Genomic DNA, 26,474 nt, shown 5'->3' on the forward strand with positions numbered 1-26,474 from the left:
AAACTGCGAGGGGACCCGATCAGTTGCCGTGGCGCCGGCGCATGAAATAGCGGTACAGCACCGGCACCACGAACAGCGTCAGCAACGCGGAGAACGCCAGCCCCCACACGATGCTGGAGGCCACCGGCCCCCACAGCAGCGATTTGCCGCCGATCCCGAACGCCAGCGAGAACAGCCCGGCGATGGTGGTCGCGGTGGTCATCAGCACCGCGATCACGCGTCGGCGGGCAGCGAAGATGGTGGCGTGGAGCGTGCGCATCCCTGCCTCGCGGCGGTCGTTGGCGGCGCTGATGAGCACGATGGCGGCGTTCACCGCGATGCCGATCAGCGCGATCACCCCGTACATCGTGTACAGCGACAACGGGTTGCGGGTGATCAACAGGCCCAGCGTCACGCCGATGAAGGCCAGCGGCACGGTGACCAGGATCAGCAGTGGCTGGAAATAGCTGCGGAACTGCGCCGCCAGGATCAGGTAGATCAGGCCGATGCCGACCAGCGCGAGCGGCCCCATGGCGTTGAGCGACTCGTAGATGTCGTCCAGCTCGCCGGAGAAGTCGAGGTCGATGCCGGGGTAGTCGGCGCGCACTTCGTCCCACGCTGCGCGCAATTGCTCGGTCGCCTGCACGGTGTTGACCTGCTCCGGGTCCAGCGAGGCCTCCACCGTGATCGCCCGTCGCAGGTTCCAGTGGCGGATCATGCCGGGGCTCTTGCGCGCCTCCGGATGCACCAGCGCGCCGAGGGTGGTGGTGTCGCCGTTGGGCAGCGCGATCGGGTCGGACAGGATGTCCGATACTTCCAGCGCCGGCCGCGGCTCGGCCCGCACCCGCAACTCGACCTTTTCGCCACGGTCGCGCAGGTCGGCCACCACCTCGCCATCCAGGTGCAGGCGCACCAGTCGCGCCACTGCCCCGGGGTCCAGCCCGGCGCGGTGCGCGGCGTCGACGTCGACCTCCAGCTCCAGCTCGTCGCGCCCGGGGGTATCGTCGTCGGTGATCTCGAAGGTGCCGGGGATCTCCGACACCAGGCGACGGACCTCGTTGGCCGCCGCCCGCAGCTGGGCCAGGTCGTCACCCCGCACCTTGACGTTGAGCCCGCGCCCGCCTGGTGGCCCGCCGGACAGCCGCAGGAAAGAGATCTCGGCTTCGCCCGGGGTCGCGGCCACGTCCTCGCGCATGCCGTCGATGATCTCGTCGAGGCTGCGCATCTCCTCGTCTTCGGGATTGAGCGAGACGGTGATCTGCCCGTAGCGGTCGCCGTACAGCGGCTCGGTCTCGGTGAACTTGGTGCCGGCCAGCGACACCACCGAGCGTGCCTCGCCCTCCTGCAGGTTGCGTCGCACCCGTGCCTCCACCCGCTGGGTCTGGGCGATGGTGTCCTCGATGCTGGCGCTGGGCGGCATGTCGACGTTGACGTAGTAGACGCGCAGCGGATCGAAGGCGAAGAACTCCACCCGCACCGCGCCCGCCGCGATCGCCAGCACCGCGGCAAGGAACAGCGCGCCCACGCCACCCAGCCAGGGCAGCGGCCGGCGCATCACCCGCACCAGCAGGCGCGCGTAGTTCAGGCGCACCCACCGCGTATAGCGTTCGCGCAGCGCCTGCGTGCGCGACTGGCTGATGGAATGCCGGCCCAGTGCGTGCACGTGCGCGGGCAGCATCCACATCGCCTCGACCAGGCTCACCGCCAGCCCCACCGTCACCACGAAGGGGATGATGAACATGAACTTGCCGACGATGCCCGGCAGCAGCATCAACGGCAGGAACGCGGCAGTGGTGGTCGCCACCGCCGCGATCACCGGCCGCCCGACCTCCGACAGCGCTTCCAGCGCCGCATCCAGCGTGTCCATGCCGCGCTGGATGCGGTAGTAGATCGCCTCGACCACCACCACCGCGTCGTCGACCAGCATGCCCAGCACGATGACGATGCCCAGCAGCACCGATACGTTAAGTGAGGAGCCGCTGGCCTGCAGGATGGCGAAGGTACCGGTGATCGAGAACACCACGCCCAGCGCCACCATCGCCGCGATGCGGCTGCCCAGGAACAGCCAGCACACCACCAGCACCAGCAGCAGGCCGATGAGGCCGTTGGTCTGCATCACGCCCAGCGCGTCGCGGGTGGCGATGGTCTGGTCGTCGGCGAGCAGCAGTTCCAGCCCCCGCCCCTCCAGCGCGACGTTCTCTTCCTCTATGTAGTCGCGGATCGAATCGACCAGGTCCAGCGTATTGGTGAAGCCGACCTTGGACACCGTGAGGTACACCGCCGGCTGTCCACCCGTCGCCGCGAGCTGGCGCGGCTTCTCGCGCCCGCGCACCACCTCGGCGAACGCATCGATCGGCACCGAGCCGCCGCTGGCTCCGCTCGATGTCGTGGTCCCCGCGCCACCGGCACCCGCAGTCCCGGCCGGCGCCGGTGGTGCGCGTACGCGGAAACGCGCGACCTGCTCCGGGTCCGGCGAAGTGCCGCTGACGCGTACCAGCCACTCGCCGTCGCGCGCCTTCTGGGTGCCGGCGAACACATCGCGGAACCAGGAGGACAGGCCATCGGAGACCGCGGTGGCGGTCAGCCCGCGTGCCGCCAGCGCGGCGGGGTCGAAGTCGACCTGGATCTCCGGCTCCTGGAAGCCCAACGCCATGACCCGGTCCACGCCGGTGATCTGCTCCAGGTCGTCGCGCACCTGGCGGGCGGCGTAGCGCAGGGTCTCGTCGTCGGCCTGGCCGGTCAGCACCACCACCGCGGTGGGGAAGCCGCTGGAGGTGGTGATCTCCAGGATCTCCGGATCCACCACTTCCGCCGGCAGTTCGGCGTTGGCCTTGTTCTGCACCTCGCGCCGCACGTCGTTGATGCGCTTGTCGAACTCGCGTTCGGGCATGTCGTGGAAGCGCACGATGATGTTGGACGCGCTCTCGCGCGAGGAGCTGATGACCCAGCGCACGTCCTGCACGTTGCGCAGGGCGTCCTCCAGCGGGTTGGTGACCTTCTCTTCGACGTCCTCGGCGCTGGCACCCGGCAGCACCGTGTTGATGTTGATCCAGTTGAAGTTGATCTCCGGATCCTGCTCGCGTGGCATCCGCAGGTAGGCCAGGACGCCCAGCACGATCACGGTGACGAACAGGATGTTCGCCAGCGGATGGTTGCTGATCAGCGAGCGGGCGAAACGCATCAGTCGCCGGCTCCGCCACCCGTCGCATCTGCCGGGCGGGTCTCACCGGCATCCGCCGCCGGGGCATCGCCGCTGCCGACGCCGGGCTCTTCGTCGCGGGCCGCCTCGCGCACCGGGTCGCCGTCCTCCAGCGCCTGCTGCCCCCGCACGATCACCCGGGTATCGGGGGCGAGCTCCACCTGGAACGCGCGGCCGGGCTGGGCTTCCGGCACCGGCACGAAGCGCGCGACATCGGCGTCGACGACGAAGAAGCCATGCGTGCCCTCGCGCAGCACCAGCAGGTCCGGCGGCAAACGCTGGCCCGGCGCCTCCCAGCGCAAGGTACCGGCGCTGCCCACGGGCGCGGCCAGCCCATCGAAGCCGAGCCGGGCGACCTGGGTACGCGCCGTCCGGTCGACGACGCCGACCATGCGCAACAGGGTGACCGGATATTCCTCGCCGGCATGTTCGAAGACATGCCCGGAAGCCGCCGCGAACCCTGCCGCGTCGGCAGCCTGCACCGAGGCTTCCACCTCCAACCCTTCGGACGCGACCATGCGCAGCAACGGAGTACCCGCAGCGGCCAGCGTACCGACCTGGGCGAAACGCTCCACCACGGCACCGTCGAATGGCGCGGTGATGCGGGTCTTGGCGACGTTGCGCTCGGCCACCGCCCGGTCCGCCCGCGCCACGCGCAGTTCCGCCGCGGCGCTGTCGCGCTCGGCCTGCAGGGCCTGCACCTCGTCCTCGGAGACGAAGCGTTCGGCCAGCAGTTCGCGCGCGCGCGACAGGCGCGAGTTCGCCAGGTCGAGGCGCGCCTGCGCCGCGGCGGCGCGGGCACCCGCCTGCTCCAGGGCGAGGCGGTAGTCGCGGTCGTCCAGCCGGAGCAGCAGCTCACCTTGCTCGACGGGTACTGCCGACGTCCTCCACCACCGCTTCCACCCGCGCGGAGATGTCCGCCGACAGTTCGCTCTCGTTGGAGCTGAGTACTTCGGCCGGCGCGGACCCGACACGCGGCAGCACCACCTCGGCCGCCGGTTCGAACACCACCGGATGGGCCTCGTCAGCCTGTTGTGCGGGCTCGGCCTCTTCTCCACCGCAGGCGGCGAGGCAAGCCGCCAGCGTGAGCGCTGCGAATCGGATCAGTCCTTTGCTGCTCGGCATGGAGGCTCCCTGAGCTGGGTCGGATCATTGGAGCACCGTGCAGACGGTGCCTCAAGCGCGGGCGTGGCGCAGTCAAGCGCGACAGCTTCGTGGCCCCACCGTGGCCGTCACGTGAGCACTACCCCGCGGGTTGTGCGTCGATGCCCAGTGCCGGCGCAAGGATGCGCATGGCCTCGTCATCGCGTGCCTGCGTGATCCAACCGGCGTGGTCGCCGCCGGCCGTCTCCCACGTCCACACGGTGTAGCCGTGCTCGCGCAGGCGGTCGTAGGCGACGCCGAGCAGCGAAGGCACCTCAGCCGCCGCCAGGAACTCCGCGTCGGTGGGGTCTTCCACGCCCCATTCGACATGCAGGTTCCAGCGCGCGGAGAGTTCGTTGATGCTGTCGACCAGCGCCGCGGTGTCGTCGGGGCCGACGCGGAAGCCGGCCTTCCACTCGATCGCATCGAGCAGCAACGGCTCCAGGCCTTCATCGCCACCGCCGGCGTCCGCCCAGGCCTCCTGGAAGACGCCGAACTGCTGCAGCGCCGCGTCCTCATCGCCGGGGTTGACCAGCAGCAACACCTGCCAGACCACTGCCTCGGCATCCATGTCGGCATCCTCGTCGACCTCGGCGCCGTCGTGGACGGCGTGGGCGAAGTTGTCGTCGGGATCGTATGCGTCGTCGGAATGGCCGTCTCGGGAGTGGCTCATCGGATCATCCTCGGTGGGCGGACGGTACGCGCGCAGGATACGCGGCGGCTTGCCGCCGCGCCGTGGTCACCAGGGCAGTTCGCTGCCGTTGGCGTGCCAGAAGGTGCCGCTCTGCTCCAGCGACAGGGAATCCAGGCGCTCGACCAGCTGCGTGGCCGACTGTTCCGGCGAGACGTCGCCGGTACCGCCGACCATGTCGGTGGCGACGTAGCCCGGGTGCAGCAGGAACACCGCGATGCCGCGCGGCTTGAGGTCCAGCGCCAGCGACTTGCCGACCGCGTTCACGGCGGCCTTGGAAGCCCGGTAGCCATAGGCGCCACCGGAGCCGTTGTCGGCCACCGAGCCCATGCGGCTGGTCACGATGCCGATCTTCGCGCCCTCGGACATCTGCCCGAGCAGCGCCTGCGCCACCCGCAGCGGGCCGATCGCGTTGACCTCGAACTGGCGGCGCATGCTCTCGAAACCGTCTTCGTCGATCTCGCCCAGTTTCTCGCGGCCGAGGATGCCGGCGTTGAGGACCAGCACGTCGATGCGGGTATCACCCAGGCGCCCGGCCAGCTTCGCCAGCGCCTGGCCATCGGTCACGTCGATCCCGGCTTCCACCCGGGCGCCGGTCGCTTCGAGGTCCTTGCTGGCGTTGCGGCACACGCCGATGACGGTGTCGCCGCGCGAGGTGAACCGGCGGGCCAGCGCCAGCCCTATGCCGCGGTTGGCGCCGGTGATCAGGACGGTCTTCATCGGATGCTCCTTGTTCGTGGGAACAACAGGCATGGCGACGAAGACCGCCCTGATCAAGGTGCAATCACGCGGCGGGCGCCGCTTCCGGTGCTGCCGGCTGGCGCGGCACGATCAGCTTGGCGACCAGCAGCAGGTGCATCACGGCGGCCAGGAAGGCAGCACCCAGCAGCGCGACCAGCATGCGGAAGGCGAGGCTCCCCAGCCCGGCCTGCCCTTCCAGCTTCTCCAGCCGGTCGAACCGGGACGGATCAGCATTGGAGTAGGCGATCGCCAACGTGACGTCTTCGCCCATGTACGGATCGGCATTGGATTCGGACGTGGTGAAGGCACCTTCGTGGGTGCTGCCAGCGGCATCGAAGCTGTAACCGAAGTGGTACATCAGCTTGGTGCGCCCCTTGCGGCCGCGCTCTTCGGTGATGTCGACCAGCTCGACCGGGACGGTCACGACGGTGTGGTCGCCGAGGATCGAACTGGCCTGACGGTAGCCGTCGACGCCCAGGAACATCAGGTAGCCGGCGGCCACCACGAACACGATGAAAAAGAACTTCTTCGACCAGCGCGACAGGATCGCGTGGTTCTCCGGCTTCATCTTGAAGCTGATCATTGCCTTCCCCCTGTGGAATGGATTCGGCCGGCGCATTCCCCCCGCGCCGGCCGGCCGCGAGCGTACGGTCGGGTACGGCGTATGTCAACGTTTTGTGAAGACGCCCAGCCGCTGCAGGAGGCCTTGATCCGACGATCATGGGCCGGTGCGCAGACTGGGCCGCATGTTTGCCGTAGCGCATCATGAATAAGCCGCCGGACCCGGCAGCCGAGGCAACCGCCAGGGACATGCTGTGGGCGTTCGCCCAGCAGTCGCTGGAGCACGCCATCCTCCACCTGGATGGCGATCGCCGGGTGACCTGGGCAAGCCCCGGCGCCACCAAGATCCTCGGCGCCGAGCCTGGCGCGATCGTCGGCGGCCTCACCGACCGCTTCTTCGTACCCGAAGACGTCCACCTGGGCATTCCCCAGCACGAGATCAACGTGGCGACCAGCCACGGCGTCGCCGACGACAACCGCTGGATGCAGCGCGCGGATGGCGCCCGGTTCTGGGCGTCCGGGCTGCTGCTGGCGTTGCGCGACGAGCACGGCGAAGTGATCGGCTTCACCAAGATCCTGCGCAACCAGACCGACATGAAGATGTTGCTGGACACGCTGGGCAACCGGGCGGCCTCCATGGCCGAGGCGAACGAAAACAAGACCACCGCCATCGCCACCATCGCCCACGAGCTGCGCAACCCGCTGGCGTCGATCGGCATGGCCGCGCACCTCCTGCAGAAGCAGGCCGGCGGCGATCAGCCGGGCGGAGGTCAGGCCGGCGGAAATACAGGGGTCACGCCGACGCTGGCGATCCTGTCGCGCAATGTCGAGTTCGCCGAGCGGCTGGTGAACGACCTGCAGGACGCCAGCCGCATCGGCGCCCGCAAGCTGGAGCTGCGACCCGAGCGCCTGCACCTCGGGTCGCTGCTGCAGGAGGCGATGGAAGCCGCGCGCCAACGCGCCGCCGATCCCGATCGCGAGTTCAACCTGCTGCTGCCTCCCGGCGAGCCGATCGAACTGCTGGGAGACCGGCTGCGGCTCCAGCAGGTGTTCGTCAACCTGCTGGGCAACGCCATCAAGTACACCCACGACGGTGGCCACATCTGGATCAAGGCAACGGTGCAGGGGTCCTGGCTGGCGGTGCGCGTCGCCGATGACGGCATCGGCATCGCCGCGGACATGCGCGAGCGCATCTTCCAGATGTTCACCCAGGTCTCCACGCCGATGGCCCACGCCGGGCTCGGCATTGGCCTGGCACTGGTCAAGGACATCGTCGAACTGCACGGCGGCAATGTGGAGGCCCGCAGCGACGGCGCCGGCCATGGCAGCCAGTTCGTTGTGAGGCTGCCGCTGATCGGCGCCGGCTGAGCGCGCCGAAACCCCGCAACCGTGGCGAATGGCGCTATCCGTGCTCTGCTTTACCGACCCGCGCACAGTTCCTGAACGCCCGGCCGTTAACAATTGACGGTCGTGGAGGAGAGCCAATGAGGACTGAGGGGGCTGCCACCAGCATGGCCTGGCGCCTGTCGTCGATTGTTGCCGTCGCGCTGCTGCTGTTCGCGCTGGGCCTGCTGCGGCAGTGGGCGGATAGCGGCTGGGTGGGGGCGATGGCGGCCGGCATCGGCGCGGCTGCCTTGCTGGCCCTCCTGCTGTTGCGCCGTGCTGGCACTGGCTGGGCAGTCGCCGCCACGGCGGCCGCCTGGATCGCACACGCTGCCGGCTGGCTTCCCGATCCCGGCTCTGCCTTGATACCCACCTCGGTCGCGCCCGCGCTGCTGCTGGGCGCCGGCCCCGCGCTCGGCGCGATCGCCACCTTCGCGCTGCTGCGCGGCCGCAGGATCGATCCACGCACTGCGGGTGACGTCGCACCCCTTGCATGGACCCTGCTTGCCGCCAGCGTGGTCGTCCCGCTGGGCCTGGCGCTGCTGGACTGGGTGGCGACCCTCGCGTGGCTGCCGGGGGCGACGCCCTCGACCGACTGGCAGGGTGGGTTGTGGCCCACCTGGCTGGGCGCTGCACTCGGCCTGCTGCCGGTGGTTCCAATGGTGCTGGCCTGGTGTGGCGACGAAGGCGAGGGACAGGACCCACCCGCGTATGCCGGCAGCGCGCAGGCGGTGCTGGCCTGGCTGCCGGTGCCGCTGGTGCTCGGATGGCGGCCGGAACTGCTGGTCCTGGCCCTGCTGCCGATGGTGGTGCTGGCGCCTCGCCTCGGGCCCCGCGCGGCCACCGCGCTCGCGACCGGCATCGCCGTGACGGTGGCCGTCGTCGCCGTGATCCCCGGCATCAACCTGTCGCTGCCGCCCGAGGGCCTGGTACTGCCGACGCTGCTGGCGATCATCGCCACCCTGCCGCTCGCCCTCCTGGCCGGACAGCGCCGTGCATCCGACAGCCTCCTGCGCCGCACCGGGGAGCACCTGCGGGCCGTCACCGAACACAGCCCCTTCCTGGTGGCGACGCTCGACGGCCAGACCCGCCACCGCTTCGCCAACCACAGCTACCTGCGCTGGCTGGGCCGGGACGCGGCCGAGGTAATCGGGCGCTCCCTGCACGAGGTCTACGGCGAAGATGCCGCCCGCTTTGCCGCACCGATCCGACACGTCATGGCGGGCCTGCCACAACGCCAGCAGATCACGCTGTCGGACGGACGCATCCTCGACGCGCGGATCGAGCCACGGTTCTCCGAGGCCGGACCGATTGACGGCGTGCACCTGCTCGCCCAGGACGCCAGTTGGAAGGCCGACCACGAGCGCGGCCTGGACGCCATGCTCTCGGCCTCGGCCGATCCGGGCCTCGTGCTGGACTCCGCCGGCGGCGCCATCCGTACCGGCCCCCGCATCCTCGCCCTGCTCGGGGCCCGCGAAGCGTCCCTCCTGGGCAAGCCGCCCTCCGCCTGGCTGGAGCCGGAAGCCGAGGCGGCACTGGGTGCCGCGCTGACCCGTGCCCATGACAGCGGCGAGCCCCAGGTGCTCGGCCGCGACCTCGGCCTGCACGCGCGCAGGACCGACGGCAGCAGCTTTCCGGTGACCCTGCGCATCGCCCCGGTGCGCGCCGCCCGCGGCTTCCAGGCACTGGTCGCGGTGCATGACCTGGAGCCGGAGCTGGCGATCGAGCAGCTGGCCGCCGAAGCCCGCACCCAGGCCGAGTCCACGCTGGCGGCGGTGGGCGATGCCATCGTCGCCTGCGACCTCCACGGCCGGGTCACGGTCTTCAATCCGGCCGCCGTGCAGCTCACCGGATGGCCCATGCAGGATGTCCTGGGCAAACCCTGCGACGAGGTATTGCGCTTCGTCGACGCCGAAGACGCGCCCCTGCATTCGCTGCTCGGCATGGCGGTCAAGCGCAACACCCCGATGCGCCAGGATGACCACAAGCTGCTGCTGCGCCGCGACGGCGAGCGCATCGCGGTGTCCGAAGCCGCGGCACCCACCCGCGACCGCTTCGGCCAGGCCAACGGCGGCGTGGTGGTGCTGCACGATGTCAGCCAGTCGCAGGCCCAGGTGCAGAGCCTGGCCCACCAGGCGCTGCACGACCACCTCACCGGGCTGCCCAACCGCGTGCTGCTGCAGGACCGGCTGTCGCAGGCGCTGGCGCAGATGGACCGCGGCTACAAGGGCGCGCTGCTGTACCTGGACCTGGACCACTTCAAGCCGATCAACGATCGCCTCGGGCATCCGGTGGGCGACCGCGTGCTGCAGGAAGTGGCATCGCGCCTGCGCGCCTGCGTGCGCGAGGACGACACCGTCAGCCGCCAGGGCGGTGACGAGTTCGTGCTGCTGCTGGTGCGGCTGGCGGACGCCCGCGACGCCGCGCGCGTGGCTGGAAAACTCATCGAGGCCGTGGAGCAGCCGATCATGGTCGACGGCCACGAGCTGGCGGTGTCGGCCAGCATCGGCATCGCCCTGTTCCCGCAGGATGGCCGCGACATCCGCACCATCACCCGCCAGGCCGACGCGGCGCTGTACCACGCCAAGGAAGCCGGGCGCGGCCGCTACCGCTACTTCACCGACCGGACCGGCGCGAGCGCCGAAGAGCGCATGCGCACCGAGCACGACCTGCGCATTGCCCTGTCCAACGGCGACTTCCTGCTGGCCTGGCAGCCGCAGTTCCACCTGCCCGAACGCCGCATCGGCGGGGTCGAGGCGCTGGTGCGCTGGCGCCAGCTCGATGGCAACGTGGTGCTGCCGGAGGAATTCATCCCGGTGGCGGAGGAGACCGGCCTGATCGGCCAGATCGACGAGTGGGTGCTGACCGAGGCGTGCCGGCAATGCCGCCAATGGCAGCAGGACTGGGAGGCGCGCGGCATTGCGCCGATCCCGGTGTCGGTCAACGTGTCGCTGGCCCGCTTCGATGCCGACCGCCTGCTCGCCCAGGTGCGCTCGGCTCTGGATGCTTCCGGCCTGGAGCCGCGCTGGCTCGAGATCGAGTTCAGGAGTGCCCAGCTGTTCGCCCAGGGCGCGCGGGGCCAGGCGCTGGTGGCCGCGCTCAGGGAGATGGGGGTCGGCGTGGCCGCGGATGATTTCGGCAGCGGCGAGTCCAGCCTCGGCGTGCTGGCCGGCATGGGCTTTGCCGCACTGAAGATCGACCGGGATTTCGTCGATGCCCTCGACGACGACCCTGCGGCCGCGGCGGTGGTGCGTGCCGTGGCGGGCATCGGCCAGGCGATGGGCCAGCGGGTGGTCGCCAAGGGCGTCGCCAACGAGGCCCAGTACCGGGCGCTGGTCGCCGCCGGCTGCACCGGCATGCAGGGGCTGATGTTCGGCGCCGCCGGTTCGGCCAGCCAGCTGGACGACCTGCTGGCCCGTGACGCGGCTGCACTGGCTGCCGGCTGACGGGCAGGCCGGGTGCCAAAAAAAACGCGCCGCAAGCGGCGCGTTCTTCCGGAGCTGGCGGGCTCAGAGGGCGAAGTCGAGCCGGACCTTGCCGCGGCCATCGTTGCCGGCGGCGAACTGCCACTTCTTCACGGCGCTGACGGCGGCGCTCTCGAAGGTGCGGGCCGGGCGGGCGTTGATCACCGAGACGCTGGCGACCTTGCCGGTGGCATCGACGGTGAACTCGACTTCCACGAAACCCTTGGTACCGGCGCGGGCGGCCTCGGCCGGGTAGACCGGGTCGACGCGCTTGATCGGCACCAGCTCGGCGTGGGCGGGGGTGAAGTACACCAGGGCGAGCGCGGCCAGGGCGGTGGCAAGGATGGAACGGTGCATGGGACAGCCTCTTTTCAGGGGAGAGTGGGAACGTGTCGCCCCTCCTATCGGCCGGTTCCGCCACACCTTTAGCCCGTTCAGTCCTCCAGTGCGTTGCCGTGGTGTCCTTCTTGCGCTGGGGAGGACACCCATGCTGGTGCCGGCCCGGTGACAGGGTCGTCAACCGCCGGGGACGCGCCAGTGACTATGCTGCCGCTGACGCCGCTGTCGGCGAGACCATCCGAGGTACCGATGTCCTCCCAGTTCCAGTGGGACCTGCTCCAGCTCACCCGCCGGCTGTGGGTACGCGCGACCGCCTTCTCGGTGCTCGCGGTCGCCACCGCGCTGGTCGCCATCCTGGTGAAGCGCTACATCCCGCCCGACATCCCGACCAAGATCGGCGCCGACGCCGTCGACAACCTGCTCAACATCATCGCCGCCAGCATGCTGTCGGTGACGATCTTTTCGCTGAGCACGCTGGTGGCGGCGCTGGCATCGGCGACCAACAGCGTCACCCCCCGCGCCACCCGGCTGCTGAGCGAGGACACCACTGCCCAGAACGCGCTGGCGATCTTCGTCGGCACCTTCCTCTACAGCCTGGTGGGCATCATCGCGCTGCAGACCGGCCTGTACGGCAGCACCGGCCGGGTAGTGCTGTACGTGGTGACGCTGGTGGTGATCGCCATCATGGTCGCCACCCTGCTGCGGTGGATCCACCACGTCGTCAAGATCGGGCGGGTCGGCACCACCACCGAGCGGGTCGAGGAAGTCACCGAACGCGCGATGCGCCACCGCCACAAGACGCCGTACCTCGGCGGCCACCCGCATACCGAAGTGGACGCGCTGCCCGAAGGATGCACGCCGGTGTACTCCGGGCGCATGGGCTATGTGGAGCACATCGACATGGGTGCGCTGGAGCACGCCTGTGGCAGCGAAGCCCATCGGATCTATGTCGAGGCGCTGCCGGGTGCCTTCGTGGATACCGACCGCCCGCTCGCCCGCGTCTTCGGCACCTGCGACGACGACATGCGGGCCGCGGTGAGGGAGGCATTCGCGGTGGCGGACACGCGCTCCTTCGACCAGGATCCGCGGTTCGGCGTCACCGTGATGGCCGAGATCGCCTCGCGCGCCCTGTCACCAGCAGTGAACGATGCCGGCACCGCCATCGACGTGCTGGGCCGGGCGGCGCGGGTGCTGTCACTGTGGGCGGATCCCATCCCCCCCGATGCCGTGGAAGTCGAGTACCCCCGCATCCACGTGCCGCCGGTCGACATCGGCGACCTGTTCAACGACATCTTCATCCCGATCGCGCGCGATGGCGCGGGCACGGTCGAGGTCGGCGTGCGGCTGCAGAAGACCCTGCGAACCCTGTCGCGCATGGGAGGTCCGAACTACCGGGAAGCAGCCCTGCGGCACTCGGCGATGGCACTGGAACGGGCGGAAAAGGCCCTCACGCTGGAGGACGACCTGCGCCGGGTCAGGGAGATCGCGTCGGATCTCCGCTCGGATCGCGGCTGACCGGGGCCGGCGCCGGGTCCGCCTCGCCGTCGGGTCGGCTGTCCTTCGGCACCCGCTGTTCGAAGCAGTGCCGTCCGGCGCCATGGGCCCAGGTGTCCGCCTGGCCCAACGAGAGGTCGCGACGGTCCGCGGTACTGCTGGAGAAGTGCGCGCACACACGCCATGTCCACTGGCCGGTGACCCCGTACTCGTAGGCCGACCCGTCCATCGGGTCCAGCGTCGGGAGGGTGGCGCCCGGCTGGCTCGCCAGCGCGGCCAGGTCGCTCGGCAGCTCACCGTGGATCCGCGCATGGTGGTTCACCGCCTGCACGATGCGCTGCAGGTCCTGTACCCGGCGCTGGTCCAGCCGGGTCAACCGCTGCTCGGGCGGCGTGCCCATCACCATGACGGCCGCGGTCACCGTGGCCGCGATCACCACCGCCGCGACGACCAGCAGCCAGCGGCCCACCTGCGACTGCGTGGATGCGCTGCTCATGCTTCCTTCTCCTCACGGCGCAGGTCGACCAGGTACCAGCCGAAGACCGTGCCGGCGATGATGGCCACCACCAGCACCTTCAACAGGAAACGGACCGACAGCTCACCGCCCAGCAGGTTGTAGACCAGGGTGATCAGGTCGCCGATCAGCACCGTCGCCGCCAGGAACAGCGTCAGGTAGGTCAGCCAGCGCCGCACCGCCGACAGCCGCTTGACCGGGTTGCGCTGCAGCTCGTGCGAGAGGTGGCGCGCCACGAACACGAAAACCGGGAAGGCGATGACCAGCGAAGCCACCGACCAGCGCATCGAGCGCGCCCCCGCCGACCACATGTAGGCCGGGTCCGCCGGATCCGGGAACGCCCGGTTGACCAGGTCGAACAACAGGCTGCCCAGGTGCCAGGCGGTCAGGTACAGCGTGGCGAACAGCACCAGGTACAGGAAGGCCTCGCGCGCGGAGAGGTAAGGACGAGGCTTCGGAACCGGCACCGGGAAGTCGACCTCTGCATACGCCGACAGCGCATCGCGCACCTGCTCGGGCGACCAGCCGGCGGATGCCAGCGCGGCGGCGGTGGCTTCGCGCGACATGCCACGCCCGAGAGATTCACGGACGAACAGCTCCAACTCGGCAGTACCTGCGGCCACGTTGCCTCCAGAGGCATGGATCCCGCCCGGACTCTAGCAGCTGCCGCTGTCGCTGGATCGCCCGGCGCCATCCTTCAGATGCCAGCGACGCCCCGGCCGCTAGCATCGGCTCAACTGCGCACTCGCCCTTGCCCCTCCACGCCATGCACGACACGGTCCAACTCGATCGACAGCGCGCCTACGACATCCGGCTGCACGTGCCGCAGGGCGATGCGCCGCCGGGTGGTCATGCGCTGGTGTGGCTGCTCGACGCGCCGACGACGTGGGCACCGATGCAACAGGCCCTGCACGAAGCGGGGGATCCCGGCGTGGTCGTGGTCGGCATCGACTGGGCGGTCGAAGGCAGCGTGGACCCCAGTCTTCGCCGGCGCGATTTCACCCTGCCGGCGCGGGGGGAGGTACCACCGCCACGCGGCGCGGAAGACTGGACAGAAGACGGCGATGCCGACGCCTTCCTCGGCTTCCTGACCGACCGCCTGCAACCCCGCTACCTCGACACGCTGCCGGTCGACCTCCGGCGCCAGTGCCTGGTCGGCCATTCGCTCAGCGGCCTGTTCGTGCTGCACGCACTGATGTGCAAACCAGAGCGCTTCACCCGCTACGTCGCCTCCTCGCCTTCGATCTGGTGGGACGGCGCCCGCATGCTCGACGACGCCCGCGCGGCCGACTGGGCCGCTGCCCGCGCGGCGCGCGTGCTGCTGACGGTGGGATCGGAGGAGCAGGTGGCCGGGCCGGAAAAACCGCCGGAAGTGGCAGGCGAGGACGACGCCGCGCTGCTGGGCGAGCCGCACATGGTCGACAACGCCGCGGCCTTCGCCGAGCTGCTCCGGGACAACGCGGTCGATGCCCACTTCCGCCTGATCGAGGGCGGCGGGCACAAGACCGTCATCCCCGCGGCGATGGCCGAAGCGCTCGCTTTCGCCCTCGGCGATCCGGACGAAGCCAACTGACGAACAGGCGGCCCGGATCAGCGCTCGCCCGGCACCGCCGGCAGTGGCGGCATGACGCCGCCGTTGCGTTCGCGGATATCCTCCAGCACGGCCGCCCGCAAGGCCGCCCGGTCGGTCCTGCCGCCCAGTACGTGGCGCTGCTCCTCCAGTGCGGACGCCACCGTTTCGAACTCCAGCGCGCGGCGGGCCAGGTATTCGCCGACCGGCTCGGGCGGATCGGTCTCGACCCGGTCCAGCACCCGCACCGTGTTGCCATCGATCATGGCGTTGCGTTGCAGCGGCCCCGCGTAGGCCAGCGTCGCCCCCACCACTTCGCGCGAGCTCAGCCGCGCCGCGGTGCGCCCCACGATCGAATGCAGCAGGCACTCGGTGCCGGCATCCTCCGCGTCACGGTAGAAGCCACACAGGATCAGCTCGTCGGGGTTGCCCGTGGCCACCACCTGCTGCAGGCGCAACGGCTCGAAGGACCGGCTGGACACGCGGGTGCTGCGGGTGTCCAGCAGTTTCAGGTCCGGCCCGACCAGGTGCACGGCGCTGCCGTCAGCGGTGCTACCCGTGGTGGCCGCATCCCATGACCCGCCGGTCAGGTTGATCTCCGCGGCCAGCGTCGGCTGCCACGCCGACCCCGATTGCAACAGCGCGACCACCGCCAGCTTGCTGCCACCGCCAAGGACATGCCGCACCGGTTCGCCCACCAATGGCGATACGTGTTCCAGCGATTCCATGGAGACCGCCAGGGCGGTGGACTGGCCCGTGCTGAAGTCGATGAAGGTCGGGGCGTCCTGCTGCCCGCCCATGTAATAGGCGCCAACGCCGTGGACCCAGAAAAAGCGGTTGGCGGGCACGCCGGGGAACCGTGCGAGCAGGTCACCGGTGGCGGCCTCGCGCACTTCGGCCTCGGCCCCGCCACTGACGAACAGGCGGCCGTTGGGCGAAAGCTGCGCGGCAGTACCGCCGTGCGGGCCGGTGGCAATGCTCTCGCCACTCCCGATATCGATCAGCTGGTAGTGCGTGTGTGTCTGCACGAGCATCACGCCCGCACGCTCGGCGAATGCCACCGCCTCGACGGGCCCGGCCGCCTCCAGCACCGGCCGGGCGACCGCCGGCACCGGGCGCAATGGCGGCGCCGCCAACAGCAGGGCGATGCGCCGGTGGCCGACCCAGTCGTGCAGCTTGCGGTCGGCTTCGTCCAGGCATGGCGTCGACCCGATCGCCTCACGGATGGCGTCGTCCCCGGTCCACATCGATGGCCGGAAGTCGCCCGCGCACTCCAGCGCGCGCTCACCGAGCCGGGCCTGGTAGTTCGCGGCCAGCGCCTTCCCATCCTCCCCCAGTTCGGTTGCAAGCCGGTCCAATGCCCCACGGCTCGCCTCCACCTCGGCCGGCGGCGGCAGCGCAAGGTTGATCCGTTCCTGGGCCGTCGCTCCGATGCGCCCGCACCCGCTGCCAAGCACCAGCGCCCCGAGCACCAGCACCCCTGAAAAAGCTTGCCATCCCTGCTTCATCAATCCGTCCCCTTCGCCCCCCGGCAGCGCGAGTCTAACCGCCGAATCGGCCTGCCGTCGCATCGCCCGCCGGGGCCCGCTTACACTCGGCTGCCGCATCACGACAGCAGCCCGCATGACCGAGATCGCGATCCTCACCCCCGACCCCGCCGATCCCACTTACACCGACCTGTGGCCGAAGGTGCTGGACCGCCTGCGCGTAGCGCTGCAATCAGCTGACGTCGTCGCCACGCCGGTGCCGTGGACCGGCTCCGTCGATGATGCCACCGCGCTGGAGCGCTTCGAGCTCGTCCTGCCATTGCTTGCCTGGGGCTACCACTACGACCACCCCCGCTGGCTGCGCGCCTGCGACACCTGGGGCAGGGCCGGCATCCGGATCATGAACCCCGCCAGCGTACTGGCCTGGAATTCCGACAAGCGCTACCTGGGCAGGCTGGCCGAACGCGGGGTGCCGATCCCGCCCACGCTGTGGAGCGAGCGCCTGCGCCCGGAGCAGATCCAAGAGGCATTCGACAACACCGGCGCCCGGGAGCTCATCGTCAAGCCGACCGTCTCCGGTGGCGCATGGAAAACCCTGCGGCTGGGGCGCGGGCAGGCAATGGAGGCGGGGCCCGAAGGTCACGCCATGATCCAGCCCTACCTGACGGCCATCGAGACCGACGGAGAAACCTCGATGCTGTTCTTCGGCGGCCGCCTCAGCCATGTCGTCAACAAGCGCCCGGTGCCGGGCGAATTCCGCATCCAGGAACAGTACGGCGGCCTCTACACCGCGCTGGACACGCCACCACATGGTGCCCTCGCGCTGGCCGAGCAGACACTGGCCGCCATCGACGAACCCCTGCTCTACGCGCGCATCGACATGGTCCCCGACGGCAACGGCGGCTGGCTGCTGATGGAAGCGGAACTGATCGAACCGGACTTCTACCTCGGCGCCGATGCCCGCGGTGGCGAACGGTTCGCCGCCGCGGTACTGGAGCAACTCAAGGGGGGTTGAGACGGCGACCGCAACTGTGCGCGCGGCCATCGATTCACGCCCGCGAAGTCTTGAACGGGGTCAGAATTCCGCTCTCGGCGGGAACCCTGTGATGCTCTGCCATCTCAAGTAACGATGCGAGCACGGGATCTTCGTGGTCATCGTCGTTTTCGTCGTCGAACCAGGACGCCAGGGAGCTAACTGGCTTCCGCATCCAGATACGGTTACCCGCGCCGTGGAATACGAGCCACATGCAAGCCGGCCCGATCTCGAGCCGCTCCATCTCGTCCCACTTGATCCGGACCTCGCCCCACGGGCTCTTCCGGGTGAGCGAGGTGGCCGTCAGGGTCATCGAAACGCCGAAAGACCGAAGTGACCACAGCGCCACCAGACAAGCGACAGCGTGGCCCACGGCAACCGCGGAGATCCCGCCGAACCGACTTCCTTCGAGCGTGTAATGCGGGAGAACGGCAATTGCGATGGCGGCAATCAGTCCCATTGCAAGCTGGACGTTCTCGGAAAACCTGATGATGGACCTTCTCATATCCTTCCCCTGTAGCTCCATTTGAAAAAGTGCGGGAACTCGCTCCCCAAGTACACCCGCGCAGTGAAACGACTCTAGCGTCAAAAACCGAGTGACCGCGCCACACCTGCCGCCGTGCCAGACAGCACCAGCCATGCCACCAGCACCAGGTTGAGCACGACCGTACCCCAGAAAACCATTTGGAACGGCTGCTTGATCGTCTTGTGGCGGAACTGCTGCTGCGCGACGAGCGCACCGGGCCATCCGCCCAGGAGACCGACAAAATGCAGCGTGCTCTCCGGAGTGCGCTGGCCGCCCCTTAGGGCTGCTGATTTGTCGAACCAGTACACGACATAGGCAACGACGCTCAGCCCGATCATGGCGCCGGCGATCAGGACCGGAATCACCGCCGCGGCGGCCAGTACCGCGACCACCGCGAGCACCGTCCCACCGAGCGCCGCCCGCGGAACACGGGAAGGCTTACGCGGCACTTCGATCTTCTGCCCCGCGTGGCGGATCTGCCGGGCGTTGATACGCCCGCGCTGGTCCCTGGAAGGCAAGTAGGAGATCAGGTCCCCGGCCACGGGGCGCCGTGAGCCTCGCTGGAATTCGTTGATATGCACGAAGGCCCGATCGCCCCCGCCATTGGGCACGACGAAGCCAAAGCCCTTGGCGTCGTTCCAATCGGTAATCCGGCCGGCGAAACGCATGGTGGTCCCCATCAACGGCTACATGGATCGGGAGGCGTAAGCCTCACCACGTGGTTCCTACACATACTTGCCGAGCAGGAAGATGGCGCCAACAAGCACCAGCACACCGGCGGCATGCACCACCAACGCCGGCATACCGTCGACCTCGTCACCTTCGTGCAGGCCAGCGGCGGGGAAGTGGCCAAGCGAGACGGCCCGGCACACGGGCCAGCCGACGTACCAGGTGACGACGCCGAGCCACAGCTCCCACGTCAGCCACCAGATAAAGCGCAGCACCGTCAGCGCCAGCCGTGCGACTGGACGTGCGAACTCATCAGGGAAATCCAGCATCCACTGCTCCAGAAAATTCAGCCTCGTCATGGCCGAGGCCCGTCGTGCCGACAGTCACGCTCTGTTCCTTGCCGCCTCCAGCGCCATTGGCAAGTAGCCGGCCAGGCATTTTGCCTGAATGTCTTTCACACCATGCAGCTTCAGATGCCTGCGGCGTTTGCCGCCCCCTTCGAGATGGCCCAGAGCGTCCGGCATGTCCGCGCCACTGCCGAACTCCACCGATACATGCCCGGTGTAGGCAAACACCCCGCAGAACGGCACGCCCGAAGAAAACATGATGCCGCCGTACTTCACTTCTTCCGATACCGGCCCAATGGTCTTGCCCATGAGTGCGCGAACAGCCTCTACCAGCGTGAGCTGCTCCTCACCAAGCAGGCGGATGTCGTCCAACAGCGCTTCGACGGACTTGTTGGTCATGGAATCACTCGGGCATCAATCCATCACGGGCCAGGCGCCGGCACCACATACCGTTGAACCCTCGCCCCGGCATCCCCGGCCGAGGTCTCGGAATGCAATACCCCGCCGTTGGCCAGGATCATACGCACGGACGCCTCGTTGCCCTTGTGGCAATGGATGTGCACGTCGTCCAACCCGATCTTCCGTGCCTCCCGGAGGGTAAGGGCCAACAACGTCTTCCCGAGGCCGCGCCCCCTGTAAGACGGGCGGATCCCGAGCCCGATGTGTCCCCCGCACTCCGCGAGTGCCTTGCTGAGATGGTGCCGCACGCTGGAGACACCGATCAGCTCGCCGCCCTCCACCAACCAATGGGTCGAGGTGCGCACATAGCCGCTGGGCACCCGGAGTCCGGCTGCAAAGTCGCGAAGACGCTCCAGCAGTGCGCTGAAGTCCCCGTGCGGAAGATCCATCTGAAACGGATAGCGCTCTTCCGACCCCAGCTCCGCAATGTAGTCGCGGTAGCTGCCCTCGTACCCCGGGCCTGGTAAAACCACCGCTGCCGTCATGACGCATCCATCTGATTGAACCGCCCCGGATCGAGTGGCGGTGCTTCCTGCTGCGACCCGGGCGCCCGGTTCACGGCGCCCTAGCAACCGGGGAGGCATGCTTTTTTCCCCAACAATTGCGAGGTCCGCCTCATGCGCAAGCTCATTGTTCTCTCCGCCGGCATGATCGCCGCAGGCACTGTCGCCGCACAATCACCCGACCTGACGCGGGATCAGGCCCAGGCCAAACTGACGGCGGCGGGCTATGAGAGCGTCCGCGACCTCAAGATGGACGATGGCTTCTGGGAGGCGGACGCCCGCCGCGCCGACGGCCGCTGGATCGACGTACGCGTGCACCCGGCCAGCGGCAAGGTCTACGCCGAGGACACTACTGCAAAACTCGACGCCGAGGCTGTTGGCCGCAAGCTCACCGCGGCCGGCTACACCAATGTGCGCGACATCGACTTCGACGACGGCGTCTGGACGGCCGACGCACGTACCCGGGACGGGGCCGAAGTCGACCTGGCCGTTGATCCGGACGATGGGACGGTCCTGGTGGAACACCCCGACGACTGAAGCCCCTGGTGGGCGGCCCAGCCGCCCCAAGGCCCTAGCCAAGTCGCTTGAAGTACAGCACCGTCGCCTGGAGCCGCCCGTCGGGCGCGGCTGCGAAGTCGGGGATCTCGCCCGCCCTGCTCCACCCCAGCTTGCGGTAGACCGTTTCCGCAGCCGACCCCTTCTGGGTGTCGAGCACCAGCAGTGTCCGCCCGGCATGTACGGCGAATGATTCGAGCGCCGCCATCAAGCGCGAGGCGATGCCCCTACCCCGGCAGTCACCGAGCACGAACAGCTTCTGGACCTCCGCCCGGTGCTTCCCGTTCTCCTTCCCGCAGAGGGCTAGCTGCACCGAGCCGACCACCCTGCCCTGCTCTTCGGCGACCCATACCACCAGCCCGGGCCCGATCGACCCGAGCGTGTCGCGCCAGTATTCGGCGGCCGCCGAAGGTGCCAGCGGCGCGAGGAATCCCACGGACGCACCACCGTCAACGCTGTCGGCCAGCAATCCGCACAGGTCCGGCAGCAGTTCGTTGTTGTCTTGGCCATCGAGTGGCCGAATGGTGATCAATCCCGGGTACTCCGTGTGCTACTTGCGCATCAGGCGCGGGTGGTTCGCCGGATCGAAATAGAGCTTGCCATCCTTGGCCATGGACCATGGATTGGTGAGCTCCTGCTCGACTGGCAACGTGTCGTCCTTGCCGCTAGGGATGAGCTGGCGGACCGCCCGCCTCAGCTTGCGGTGGGACGCCTGTTTGTCGTCCTTCTCCGAGCCGGCGGCAGCTGCTCCCGCGATCGGTGTTTTCCGCTTGGAGCGCGTCATCCTAGCCAGCGCCAGCCGGTCGAGGCATTCAGATCAGACATCAGGCGCCACCCTGTTCCTCGGCGAACTGTGCAAAAACCTGCTCTCCGGTCAGAATGGCCGTTTCATTGGCAAGTGCGTAGTAGCCGGGCTTCTCGTCAATGAAGATCTGGCTGGTCACCTCGAAGTCCTGGTCCTGGAACAGCCCTGCCGGCAGGACGTACTCGTCCGAAGGCAGCAGGTGATAGAAGAGGTGGGTGCCGCAGGTGGGGCAGAAACCCCGCTCGGCCCACTCCGAAGAGCGGTACGTGGCTGGCGCCTGCCCCGAAAAGGTGACACCCGACCGGCAGTGAACGGCCAGCATCGGACCACCGCCCCAACGCCGGCACATGGAGCAATGGCATACACCGACCCCGGCCTCTGCGGGGGCCGAAACGGTGATTGAGTTGCACAAGCATGAGCCTTCCACGGGCTTCCTCCTTGATTCGTTTCGCCAGTTCTTGCCAACGAACGCCTGCGACAGGGACTCTCGACCATGACACCCGATGATGACAACACCCCGCCCGCGGGACGCATGGGCGCGCAACGCCGGCAGAGTCAGGGCTGCAGGCTTTCAGGTGTCTCCAGTTGTTGACCATGCGCAGCTGACCATCGCAATGCCGGGACCACCCACTGCGGAAGCGGCCGGTACAGGAATCCGTGCCCCAACCCGGTCGCCAAGCGCACTTCGTCGAAAGAGCTGATGCCGCGCTTGCCTGCTACGACCGACTTGCAACTCTGGCCATACACGTCGCTTTCCTCGTAGATCGAAAGCACGTGGCCGTGGAGGTCGGGATCGAGCTCTTCCTTGACCCAGTCATTGCACGCCCCCAGAAGCACGAACCTGAGCGAGCGGTTCTCCATCGCGGCCGATGCCCGCATCGCGATCACCGATCCGAGCGAAGCGCCAACGATGGTGATGTCTTCCGCCGCCACGCCCGATCCCAACAACCCGCGGACGAGGGCGGCGACCTCTTCGGCGGCAACCGTGGTGTCGGACTCTCCCGTGCGAATGGGTGCATGGACCCGAGCACCACCTTCCCCCAGCGCCCCGACGATCTCATCGAACTCGTACGGGCCGTACTCGGGACTGACTGCGTTCCTGCCCTGCTGCTGCACGATCTTGCCGTGGAGGTACACGACGTGCGGCTTGCCCACGGCATCGGCGACGCCAACGGCCCGGTCATGCTCCTGTTGCTGGGCTGAGAGCATGGGTACGCTCGAGGCCAGTATCAGCAACACCAGCAAAGATGCCCGCCCGGAAACGCTCATTTCGCCGAGGTCTCGCGCACTTGGAAAATGTTGCCTTCCGGATCATAGGCGTTGCGCACGACGAACCCCGCCCCCTGCCATTGCTCGCTCATGACCTCGCCGCCCATTGCAAACGCGGCTTCTCCCGCGACAGCAAGGCTGGGGACGGTGCAAAAGAACTTGATCGCGGCGTCGTCGCGAAGCTCGGGCGGAACGCTAATCACGACCCGGGGGGCCACTTCCGGAGGCATTGCATGGACGATGATCTGCAGGTCCGGCGAACGAAGCACCACCATATGATCGTTTTGATGAACAACCGCCGCGCCCAGAACGGACTCATAAAAGCGAGCAAGAAGCTGAGGGTTCTTGGCGTAGATGAATACGCCGGCGCGAGCTGGTGCAGACACGACGACCCCTTGGTTCTCGATCCGCTGGCAACAATTGCCTTTTTTGCGACCTGGGGCAACTGCAAGAGACGCTAGGAGCTGGCTGCTTCGTCCAGCCCGCTGATGGAGCCGGGCACTGTCCCGTCAAAGATATGGGTCGACAAAGCCGGTGTACGCCTGCAAAGCCGCCAGATTTCGACGTGCGCGGCGCTGGCTCAGAACCTGTCCCAGAGCTGCACCAAAAGTAATTGCCGCGCCCGAGCAGGCGATTGCCAAAACGTTGTGTCGGAAGATCGAAGCCAGCGCGGCGGGATCAACGGGCGCTGCAATGCGATAGAGAAGATAAACGACCGTACACCAAAGCACCGCCCAAAGCAGAAGCGCTGGTACCACGAACCCGCGCTGCGCTACCCACCCACCGGCAAAGGCGGCAGCTAGCGCCGCAATGATGGAAGGTGGATTCCCGTATATCGATTGCCCGGCACCGAAGGTGAGCATCAGCTTTTCGGCAGAGAACTGGATCAAGATCATGACTGCCAGCCCGAGCAGGATTCGCTTTTTCATCATACGAGTTGCCCCAGCAACTTGAGGTCCAGGTCAAGCCGAACCGCGGGGCGGCTGCGGCTTACATGAATTGCGAGCGCCGACGGTCTAGCTGCTATCCATGTCTTTGTTGGCGCGCTGCCGAGTGCACAAGCGCTTTGAAACATACGACAAGAGCGTACCATTTAGTCCACATGCTCAGCATCTAGTGCGGCGTCTGTTGCCGCTGCTTCCTGCCCGACTCCATAGATGGTCCCGCGCCCGTACCAGAGAGCCAGAAATACCGCTGCGACTGTAAGCAGCCAGAGGGTGCGCTTAGAAATCTTTACGGTGAGTTCCATGTCTGTTCCGAGCTCGAGATCAGTGGCCTGACACTAGATCCGCTGAATGGCACAGCCGAGCTTGTAGGCCCAGTAGGTGGCAATGGAAGCTGCCAATAGCCCGGCTGCAACAGACCACGCAACTGCACCGAGATACGACGCATCGTCTCCGTGCCGAAGCCACTCCAGAAGCACCAATGTTGCGCACGCGACCGCGAATACCACGGTGAAACGCCGTAACCAAAACCTGAAAAGAGCCATGGGCATCGACCTCCTTCCCGAAGGGCTTGTCACCGGAGTTAGGCCGCGCCACGAAGTGGCGTCGGCTTGGGCGAATTGTTATCCGCCACCCCGTGTTGCCGTGCGAGCCGATACAGCAATACGCGGTGGAGAACAGCCAACGCGATGATGGGATACACGGCCGCAAGGTACCGGTCGCCACGGTAACTGATGGACACGACCAAAGCCAAAGCGGTGGCCGCCAAGAGCCAGAGCGAGGCCCGGAATACTGGAGCCCGTGGAGCGGACCAGGCCGCGACGAAACCCGCGCGCGAGCCCAGGGTCGTGATGACCCCGACCGTGAGCATGATGATGAAGATGGCTGATTCTCGCAGCGCGTCATAGAGCTGCAAGAACCACCACTGGTGCGAGAAGAAGGCGAGCCCACCCAGGAGGAGATACAGATTGGCCGACAGCACGAGCCGACTGGCCGGACGCGGCTGGGGCAGGACGATGGCGAGCTGAATGACTGCGGCGACGGAGGCCAGTTGAAAAGCATCCTGCCACCGCAGCTCATCCGGTGCGCCTTGCCAGAACGCGTAGGTCGCGAAAAGTGACAAGGGCAGGAACTGGATAAGAGCGAAAATCCATTTCGGCATACAAGGCGACCTTTCCGCGGTGGCTAACGCCTGAATTAAGCCGCGCCGCGAAGCGGCGGGGACTTCCTTCGAAAAAGTGGACACCCATCGGTTAGGCGCATTTGCGCTCGAAGTCCGCAGGTGATTGATACCCCAGCGCCGAGTGTAGACGCCGGTCGTTATAGAAGTCGACGTAGCGGTGGATGGCCTGGCACAGGGCCTGATCGCTGTCGAAGCTGTGCCGGTGGTACATGTCGGACTTCATCGATTTGTTCCATGACTCCATGTGCGCGTTGTCGGTCATCCGACGGGGTCGGTTGGCTGACTGGACCAGGCCGTTTCGTTGCAGCTTGCGCTTGAAGTCGCCCGCCAGGAACTCGATGCCGCGATCGGTATGGAACACCGTCCCCGGCCCGGGCTTGCGAAGACGCAGGGCTGCAGCCAATGCGCGCCGGGTCAACGCCGTCGTCCGGTCCGCTCCCAGTGACCAACTCAGCAGCCGGCGCGAATGCCGATCCATTACCGTGGCCAGGTAACGCCAATGGCCACGCACCTTCAAGTACGTCACGTCCGCGACCCACAGCTGGTCCGGACACGTGGGCTCGATCGCGTGCGCGCGACTCTCGACGCTGGACAGGAAGCGCTTCAACCCGGGCCGCTGCCGGTATAACCGCGCCGAACACGCGCGGACATTGTGCTCCCGCATCAGCCGCTCGATCCGACGACGGCCCACCACCTCGCCCTGGTGGCGCAAGGCCGCGTGGATGCGGGGGCTGCCATAGGTCTGGTGGCTGTCGCCATGGACGGCGCGGATCTTCTGCAACAGTTGCCCGTCATCACGCATGCGCTGGCTGGGCGCCGCACCCAGGCGTAATAGCCCGAAGCGCTGACCTCATGGAGGCGGCACATCGTCCTCACCGGGTACGTTTCCTGGTGGTGCTCGATGAAGGCAAAGACTTCGCTTTTCGAGTGGAAGTGAACGCGATGGCTTTTTTTAAAAGGTCATGCTCCAGCTTCAGTTGCTCGTACTTGCGCTGCACTTCGCGCAGCGCCTTGAGCTCCGCCGCTACGGCCTTGTCCACTTCGATGCCCTTGGTCACGATCAGTCCCTCGCGTGCAAGCCTGCGCCAACGGGACAGCATGAAAGGATGGATGTAAAGCGACGTGGCGACGTCGCCCACCGACACACCCGGCAGCTGACTCAGCCGGACGGCGGTGGCCTTGAAGGCATCGCTGTAGCGGTAGGTGGTTCTGGGGCCGGGCTTTGCCATGAAAGACACTCCTGATGGTTAGATCAGGGTGTCCACTGAACCGAAGGAACTACCGCGTCGGCTTGGACGAGTAAAAAGGAGACTTCCCCTCCGACGGCATCGCCGTTCGGCCTCGAGGGCCATGATTGGGTTGCGACTCAATCAACGCAGAGGAGAAGTCTCCATGGCGACTATAACCCTTGGTATCGATCTGTCGAAGCAGGTGTTTTCCACCTGCATGCTCGACGGCTCCGGCCGTGTCATGCAGCGTCGCGAGATGCGCCGCGATGCGTTCGCCGCCTGGCTTGCGCAATGTCCAGCGGGGGCGATCGTGGCGATGGAAGCCTGTAGCGGTGCCCATCATTGGGCGCGGCGCTGCAGCGAACATGGCCTCAACCCCAGGCTGAT

General features: G+C 67.7%; 30 protein-coding genes and 1 pseudogene. 7 read left to right on the top strand and 24 right to left on the bottom strand.

What is annotated here, in order from left to right:
* Nucleotides 1-19: 19 nt before the first annotated feature.
* The 6 genes from B5D37_RS08745 to B5D37_RS08765 all read right to left on the bottom strand — a co-directional run bounded on the left by B5D37_RS08745 (nucleotide 20) and on the right by B5D37_RS08765 (nucleotide 6,336).
* Nucleotides 20-3,160, bottom strand: coding sequence for an efflux RND transporter permease subunit (locus tag B5D37_RS08745; protein ID WP_078758331.1), 3,141 nt, complete (start codon nucleotides 3,158-3,160; stop codon nucleotides 20-22).
* Nucleotides 3,160-4,152 carry an efflux RND transporter periplasmic adaptor subunit gene (locus tag B5D37_RS08750; protein WP_159447368.1) on the bottom strand — a complete coding sequence of 331 codons (993 nt, stop codon included), beginning with the start codon at nucleotides 4,150-4,152 and terminating at the stop codon, nucleotides 3,160-3,162. The genes B5D37_RS08745 and B5D37_RS08750 overlap by 1 nt, the downstream gene beginning before the upstream one ends.
* Nucleotides 4,034-4,303 carry a hypothetical protein gene (locus B5D37_RS14820; protein WP_159447369.1) on the bottom strand — a complete coding sequence of 90 codons (270 nt, stop codon included), beginning with the start codon at nucleotides 4,301-4,303 and terminating at the stop codon, nucleotides 4,034-4,036. Before B5D37_RS14820 ends, B5D37_RS08750 begins: the two co-directional genes overlap by 119 nt.
* A gap of 118 nt (nucleotides 4,304-4,421) precedes the next feature.
* Nucleotides 4,422-4,994 carry a DUF6630 family protein gene (locus B5D37_RS08755; RefSeq protein ID WP_078758333.1) on the bottom strand — a complete coding sequence of 191 codons (573 nt, stop codon included), beginning with the start codon at nucleotides 4,992-4,994 and terminating at the stop codon, nucleotides 4,422-4,424.
* A 66-nt stretch (nucleotides 4,995-5,060) separates the two neighbouring features.
* Nucleotides 5,061-5,732 carry an SDR family oxidoreductase gene (locus B5D37_RS08760; RefSeq protein ID WP_078758334.1) on the bottom strand — a complete coding sequence of 224 codons (672 nt, stop codon included), beginning with the start codon at nucleotides 5,730-5,732 and terminating at the stop codon, nucleotides 5,061-5,063.
* Nucleotides 5,733-5,796: 64 nt separating this feature from the next.
* Nucleotides 5,797-6,336, bottom strand: coding sequence for a hypothetical protein (locus B5D37_RS08765; protein WP_078758335.1), 540 nt, complete (start codon nucleotides 6,334-6,336; stop codon nucleotides 5,797-5,799).
* A 182-nt stretch (nucleotides 6,337-6,518) separates the two neighbouring features.
* Between B5D37_RS08765 and B5D37_RS08770 the strand changes: the two genes are divergently transcribed.
* A complete protein-coding gene (locus tag B5D37_RS08770) occupies nucleotides 6,519-7,682 on the top strand; it encodes a PAS domain-containing sensor histidine kinase (RefSeq protein ID WP_078758336.1) in 1,164 nt (387 codons plus the stop codon).
* Nucleotides 7,683-7,798: 116 nt separating this feature from the next.
* Nucleotides 7,799-11,143: a sensor domain-containing protein gene (locus B5D37_RS08775; protein ID WP_078758337.1), complete on the top strand. Its 3,345-nt coding sequence runs from the start codon at nucleotides 7,799-7,801 to the stop codon at nucleotides 11,141-11,143.
* Nucleotides 11,144-11,206: 63 nt separating this feature from the next.
* Here the strand turns inward: B5D37_RS08775 and B5D37_RS08780 are convergent, their stop codons facing one another.
* A complete protein-coding gene (locus B5D37_RS08780; RefSeq protein ID WP_159447370.1) occupies nucleotides 11,207-11,518 on the bottom strand; it encodes an energy transducer TonB in 312 nt (103 codons plus the stop codon).
* 231 nt (nucleotides 11,519-11,749) lie between these two features.
* Between B5D37_RS08780 and B5D37_RS08785 the strand changes: the two genes are divergently transcribed.
* The gene (locus B5D37_RS08785; protein WP_078758339.1) at nucleotides 11,750-13,015 is read left to right on the top strand and encodes a DUF2254 domain-containing protein; all 1,266 of its coding nucleotides are present in this window, start codon (nucleotides 11,750-11,752) and stop codon (nucleotides 13,013-13,015) included.
* Here B5D37_RS08785 and B5D37_RS08790 read toward each other — a convergent pair.
* Nucleotides 12,975-13,490: a hypothetical protein gene (locus B5D37_RS08790; protein WP_078758340.1), complete on the bottom strand. Its 516-nt coding sequence runs from the start codon at nucleotides 13,488-13,490 to the stop codon at nucleotides 12,975-12,977. The genes B5D37_RS08785 and B5D37_RS08790 overlap by 41 nt on opposite strands.
* Nucleotides 13,487-14,131 (bottom strand): DUF5671 domain-containing protein, encoded by a 645-nt coding sequence (locus B5D37_RS08795; protein WP_200809212.1) that lies wholly within the window; start codon nucleotides 14,129-14,131, stop codon nucleotides 13,487-13,489. The genes B5D37_RS08790 and B5D37_RS08795 overlap by 4 nt, the downstream gene beginning before the upstream one ends.
* A gap of 143 nt (nucleotides 14,132-14,274) precedes the next feature.
* Between B5D37_RS08795 and B5D37_RS08800 the strand changes: the two genes are divergently transcribed.
* Entirely contained in the window at nucleotides 14,275-15,081 is an 807-nt protein-coding gene (locus B5D37_RS08800) for an alpha/beta hydrolase (RefSeq protein ID WP_234987765.1), read from the top strand.
* A 17-nt stretch (nucleotides 15,082-15,098) separates the two neighbouring features.
* Here the strand turns inward: B5D37_RS08800 and B5D37_RS08805 are convergent, their stop codons facing one another.
* Complete coding sequence (locus B5D37_RS08805) at nucleotides 15,099-16,586, bottom strand: hypothetical protein (RefSeq protein ID WP_143814221.1); 1,488 nt, start codon at nucleotides 16,584-16,586, stop codon at nucleotides 15,099-15,101.
* Nucleotides 16,587-16,701: 115 nt separating this feature from the next.
* Here B5D37_RS08805 and B5D37_RS08810 point away from each other — a divergent pair, with 115 nt between their 5' ends.
* On the top strand, nucleotides 16,702-17,580 hold the full coding sequence (locus B5D37_RS08810) for an ATP-grasp domain-containing protein (protein ID WP_078758344.1): 879 nt from the start codon (nucleotides 16,702-16,704) through the stop codon (nucleotides 17,578-17,580).
* Between the two features lie 34 nt (nucleotides 17,581-17,614).
* Here the strand turns inward: B5D37_RS08810 and B5D37_RS08815 are convergent, their stop codons facing one another.
* From B5D37_RS08815 to B5D37_RS08835, 5 genes are all read right to left on the bottom strand, one after another.
* Entirely contained in the window at nucleotides 17,615-18,103 is a 489-nt protein-coding gene (locus B5D37_RS08815) for a hypothetical protein (protein WP_143814222.1), read from the bottom strand.
* An 80-nt stretch (nucleotides 18,104-18,183) separates the two neighbouring features.
* The gene (locus B5D37_RS08820; RefSeq protein WP_234987767.1) at nucleotides 18,184-18,804 is read right to left on the bottom strand and encodes a DUF1294 domain-containing protein; all 621 of its coding nucleotides are present in this window, start codon (nucleotides 18,802-18,804) and stop codon (nucleotides 18,184-18,186) included.
* Between the two features lie 45 nt (nucleotides 18,805-18,849).
* Nucleotides 18,850-19,152: a hypothetical protein gene (locus tag B5D37_RS08825; RefSeq protein WP_143814223.1), complete on the bottom strand. Its 303-nt coding sequence runs from the start codon at nucleotides 19,150-19,152 to the stop codon at nucleotides 18,850-18,852.
* A gap of 24 nt (nucleotides 19,153-19,176) precedes the next feature.
* Nucleotides 19,177-19,539, bottom strand: a complete 363-nt coding sequence (locus tag B5D37_RS08830) for a DUF1801 domain-containing protein (protein WP_078758347.1) — start codon at nucleotides 19,537-19,539, stop codon at nucleotides 19,177-19,179.
* A 23-nt stretch (nucleotides 19,540-19,562) separates the two neighbouring features.
* Nucleotides 19,563-20,084, bottom strand: a complete 522-nt coding sequence (locus B5D37_RS08835) for a GNAT family N-acetyltransferase (RefSeq protein WP_078758348.1) — start codon at nucleotides 20,082-20,084, stop codon at nucleotides 19,563-19,565.
* Between the two features lie 132 nt (nucleotides 20,085-20,216).
* Here B5D37_RS08835 and B5D37_RS08840 point away from each other — a divergent pair, with 132 nt between their 5' ends.
* The gene (locus tag B5D37_RS08840) at nucleotides 20,217-20,639 is read left to right on the top strand and encodes a PepSY domain-containing protein (RefSeq protein ID WP_078758349.1); all 423 of its coding nucleotides are present in this window, start codon (nucleotides 20,217-20,219) and stop codon (nucleotides 20,637-20,639) included.
* A gap of 34 nt (nucleotides 20,640-20,673) precedes the next feature.
* On the opposite strand, the gene B5D37_RS08845 is transcribed toward B5D37_RS08840, so the two are convergent.
* The 9 genes from B5D37_RS08845 to B5D37_RS08885 all read right to left on the bottom strand — a co-directional run bounded on the left by B5D37_RS08845 (nucleotide 20,674) and on the right by B5D37_RS08885 (nucleotide 26,087).
* The gene (locus B5D37_RS08845) at nucleotides 20,674-21,189 is read right to left on the bottom strand and encodes a GNAT family N-acetyltransferase (protein ID WP_078758350.1); all 516 of its coding nucleotides are present in this window, start codon (nucleotides 21,187-21,189) and stop codon (nucleotides 20,674-20,676) included.
* An 18-nt stretch (nucleotides 21,190-21,207) separates the two neighbouring features.
* On the bottom strand, nucleotides 21,208-21,441 hold the full coding sequence (locus tag B5D37_RS08850) for a hypothetical protein (protein WP_078758351.1): 234 nt from the start codon (nucleotides 21,439-21,441) through the stop codon (nucleotides 21,208-21,210).
* Between the two features lie 40 nt (nucleotides 21,442-21,481).
* Complete coding sequence (locus tag B5D37_RS08855) at nucleotides 21,482-21,889, bottom strand: GFA family protein (RefSeq protein ID WP_078758352.1); 408 nt, start codon at nucleotides 21,887-21,889, stop codon at nucleotides 21,482-21,484.
* A 128-nt stretch (nucleotides 21,890-22,017) separates the two neighbouring features.
* A complete protein-coding gene (locus B5D37_RS08860) occupies nucleotides 22,018-22,671 on the bottom strand; it encodes an alpha/beta fold hydrolase (protein ID WP_159447372.1) in 654 nt (217 codons plus the stop codon).
* A 56-nt stretch (nucleotides 22,672-22,727) separates the two neighbouring features.
* Nucleotides 22,728-23,117, bottom strand: coding sequence for a VOC family protein (locus B5D37_RS08865; RefSeq protein WP_078758354.1), 390 nt, complete (start codon nucleotides 23,115-23,117; stop codon nucleotides 22,728-22,730).
* Between the two features lie 123 nt (nucleotides 23,118-23,240).
* Nucleotides 23,241-23,660 (bottom strand): hypothetical protein, encoded by a 420-nt coding sequence (locus B5D37_RS08870; RefSeq protein WP_143814225.1) that lies wholly within the window; start codon nucleotides 23,658-23,660, stop codon nucleotides 23,241-23,243.
* A gap of 598 nt (nucleotides 23,661-24,258) precedes the next feature.
* Nucleotides 24,259-24,837, bottom strand: coding sequence for a hypothetical protein (locus B5D37_RS08875; RefSeq protein WP_078758356.1), 579 nt, complete (start codon nucleotides 24,835-24,837; stop codon nucleotides 24,259-24,261).
* A 91-nt stretch (nucleotides 24,838-24,928) separates the two neighbouring features.
* Nucleotides 24,929-25,660, bottom strand: a complete 732-nt coding sequence (locus B5D37_RS08880; protein WP_143814226.1) for an IS3 family transposase — start codon at nucleotides 25,658-25,660, stop codon at nucleotides 24,929-24,931.
* A gap of 70 nt (nucleotides 25,661-25,730) precedes the next feature.
* Nucleotides 25,731-26,087, bottom strand: a complete 357-nt coding sequence (locus B5D37_RS08885; protein ID WP_143814227.1) for a transposase — start codon at nucleotides 26,085-26,087, stop codon at nucleotides 25,731-25,733.
* A gap of 163 nt (nucleotides 26,088-26,250) precedes the next feature.
* Here B5D37_RS08885 and B5D37_RS14675 point away from each other — a divergent pair.
* A pseudogene (locus B5D37_RS14675) lies at nucleotides 26,251-26,474 on the top strand (IS110 family transposase); the annotation flags it as partial.

The organism is Lysobacter spongiicola DSM 21749, assembly GCF_900167055.1.
In the GTDB taxonomy this organism is placed as follows: Bacteria; Pseudomonadota; Gammaproteobacteria; order Xanthomonadales; family Xanthomonadaceae; genus Novilysobacter; species Novilysobacter spongiicola.